Source organism: uncultured Granulicatella sp. (assembly GCF_963528315.1).
Classification (GTDB): domain Bacteria; phylum Bacillota; class Bacilli; order Lactobacillales; family Aerococcaceae; genus Granulicatella.
This window is the reverse complement of the sequence record NZ_CAURVV010000080.1, coordinates 1-2,873: the sequence shown is the minus strand read 5'-3', so window position 1 is coordinate 2,873 and position 2,873 is coordinate 1. Positions and strand designations below refer to the sequence as shown.

Below are 2,873 nucleotides of genomic sequence, written 5' to 3'. Positions count from 1 at the left end.
AATGCGAGTCTCATTGCTAAAATTTGAGCCTAAGGTCTCAAATTTTCCTGTACTAGAAGCCAAAGTTATGGCTTCTAGTACTTGCGCTACTGCGGTAAGTCTATTTTTTTTCCATTCATTTATGAGGGGGCGTTTAGAAATATGACTTTCCTATTAGTAGAGGAGAACGCCATGAGATTTTTTTAGCGAATCTTATGGTTAAGCTACTGAGGGGAGTCTATTTTTTTATATAAGAAATCTGTATTTTAAATAATAGAAAAAATATTGTTAGTTGTTGATTTTATGTAGTTTTTTCAATGACTAAAAAATAATTTCGAAAAAAATCAGAAAAAAGTTGTTGACAATCGATTTAAATCGGTGCATAATAACCACATCACACGAAAAGGAGTTAAGAACATGCATCAAGTATTCAAATTACAATTACAATTAAATACTCGTTGGCAAAGCCACTAGATACAGGTTGTTCTTAACGTACATTTTGTACATATAGATACAACCTTCATTGTCGTGAAATTGTATCTATGTGGCAAATTATAATCATGAATGAACTCGACCACGTAGATTCTAATACAATAGAACTTACGTGGTCTTTTTGTATACAGAGACCACTATGGTCTCTTATTTTTTTATCGAGTTCATTCGAAATGATTTACTTGGAGGATTTTATGAAGAAAAAAGGTCTATTATTTTTATCAACTGCAGCCGTAGCTGTAACATTAGCAGCTTGTGGCGGGAAAGGACAATCAAGTGATGCTACTACTACAAGTGCTAAACCGCAACCAAAAATGAAATTTGCATCAGAAGTAACTCATGATGGGACACCAATTAAAGGTGGAACATTAAAATATGCGATTGTTTCACCAGCTCCTTTTAAAGGAGTATTTATGGATGAATTAGCATCTGATTCAGTTGATTCTCAAATTACATCTCAAATTGACAATACACTATTTGAATTTGATGATAATCGTCGTTTAACAAATACAGGTTTAGCATCTGTTGAATTTGATGTTGAAGGAAAAACAGCAACAGTCAAACTAAACTCAAAAGATTACAAATTTTCAGATGGACAACCTCTAACAATTGATGATTATATTTTCGCAATTGAAGCAATTGGGAATAAAGATTATACAGGTGTTCGATACAATGGTAATTATCAAAACATTGAAGGGATGGACAAATTCCATAGTGGTGAAGCTAGTTCAATTTCTGGTGTAGAAAAATTAGATGATTACTCAGTAAAAATTCACTTTAAACAAATGCGTCCATCAATGCAATTAGCAGGTGGTTCGTTACCATCCTATGTATTACCAAAACATATCTTTTCATCAATTCCTATCACTGAATGGGAGAAGAGTGAATATGTACGTGGAACAAAAGGTGTAGGTGTAGGGCCATTTAAAATTGAATCAATTGTTCCAGGTGAATCTGTAACATTAGTACCAAATGAGCACTTCTATAAAGGTCATTCAAAAGTTGATAAAGTAGTAATGGAAGTTGTGTCTCCTGATACAGTTGTTTCTCAAGTGAAGTCTGGTAATTATGATATTGCTTCAATGCCAAATTCACAGTTTGAAGCATATAAAGATTTAACAAATGTTTCCTTTATTAGTTCATTTGCTTCTCAATATGAATATATCGCATTTCATTTAGGTAAATTCGATAAAGAGCAAGGTAAAAACATTACAGATCCAAATGCTAAAATGAGTGACCCTGTATTACGTCAAGCCATTGCTTATGCGATTGATAATAATGCTTCTGGGGAAAGTATCTTTAACGGATTACAACGAGGTACAAATTCAATTATTATTCCATCCTTTAAAGATGTGTATAATCCAAATCAAGAGGGATTTGATTATAATCCAGAAAAAGCGAAACAATTATTAGATGAAGCTGGATATAAAGATACAGACGGTGATGGATTACGTGAAAACAAAGATGGTTCTAAATTATCGATTAACTTTACAGCTCGTACTCGTGATGATGCAAATGAAGCGTTAATCCAACAATATCTACTATGGTTTAAAGAAGTCGGCTTAGATATTAAACTATATACAGGTCGTACATTGGAGCCAAGTCTATTCTATGAAAAAATTCAAGCGGATGATCCGGAAATTGATATGTTTGCGGGAGGATGGGGAATTGGTTATGATCCAAACCCAGCCAACTTATTTGGTGAAACAGCTAAATTCAACTTCTCTCGTTTTGTAAGTCCAGAGGGTAATGAGATTATTGGTAAGATTGGTTCGACTGAAGCATTTGATGAAGCGAAGAATGTGGAGTTCTTCCAACAATGGCAGAAATATGTTCACGATCAAGCGTTCATTTTCCCAACTTTAATTGGTGAATCTGTAACTGCCGTGAACAAACGTGTGAAATTCATGAATTCTGAAATTGGTACAAAAGATGCTAAATCTGAGTTGTATCAAATTGAGTTGGTTTCCGAAACGTCTGCTAAATAGTTTTATATGACTTCCCTGTAAGTAGTAAGGGACGCCAGCAGCTTTGCTAAAGCGAATCTCATGGCTAAAAATCGAGCCTTGGTCTCGATTTTCCCCAGTACCAGTAGCCATTTAGCGTGGCTACTGGTACTCTTACTACTGCGGTAAGTCTATGGTTTTGGGCATTCATTTATGAGAGTGCGTTTTAAAATATGATTTCTCTGAATGTAGTGGAGGATGCAAGTAGCCTCGCAGAAGTGAGTCTCATTGCTTCGCTACTGCGGTAAGTCTATGTGTTTGGGCATCTTATAAGATTACGGTTTAATAAATGGCTTCCTCATTTGTAGCATTTGTTTTGCTACTGTGAGGAAGTTTTTTTACTGGTTGTTCGACAAATCCTGTTGGTGAGAAATCACCGACAGGATTTTTTACATG

Annotated in this window: 1 protein-coding gene; it reads left to right on the top strand. The window is 34.8% G+C overall.

The genetic code is table 11. From position 1 onward, the window contains the following. The first annotated feature begins 665 nt into the window (after positions 1 to 665). Positions 666 to 2,459, top strand: coding sequence for an oligopeptide ABC transporter substrate-binding protein (locus tag RYK07_RS08925; protein WP_314853505.1), 1,794 nt, complete (start codon positions 666 to 668; stop codon positions 2,457 to 2,459). Positions 2,460 to 2,873: the final 414 nt, after the last annotated feature.

What these genes read in the sequence shown, in the direction of transcription:
- RYK07_RS08925 (WP_314853505.1), top strand. Translation starts at nt 666, where the DNA reads ATGAAGAAAAAAGGTCTATTATTTTTATCAACTGCAGCCGTAGCTGTA.